The organism is Rhizobium ecuadorense, assembly GCF_001187535.1.
GTDB classification, from domain to species: domain Bacteria; phylum Pseudomonadota; class Alphaproteobacteria; order Rhizobiales; family Rhizobiaceae; genus Rhizobium; species Rhizobium ecuadorense.
In genome coordinates this window covers 1-241 of record NZ_LFIO01001365.1, presented here as the reverse complement: position 1 = coordinate 241, position 241 = coordinate 1, and the positions used below count along the sequence as shown (strand labels likewise).

General features: G+C 67.2%; 1 pseudogene. It reads right to left on the bottom strand.

The annotated features are described in order from the left end of the window. A pseudogene (locus tag AF337_RS43400) lies at positions 1-241 on the bottom strand (J domain-containing protein); the annotation flags it as partial.

The window sequence follows — 241 nt, the reverse complement described above, 5'->3', positions numbered from 1 at the left end:
GAGCGTCAGCGCGGGCGCGGTTCAGCTCCGCCATGGCATCATGCGAACCACCCGGTTGATCAGGATGCCGCTCTCGCGAGAGCTTGCGATACGCATCCGCAATCCAATCCGGATTGACAGGATCCAGGCCGCCGAAGCCGAGGACCTCGCGCCAGCTACGATGGCCCGGCGCCGGCAGCGCAAGCAGGCCGGTGAACGTTGCCTTCACGATGTGCAGGCCGCCGTGGCGCAGTTCGGTGCG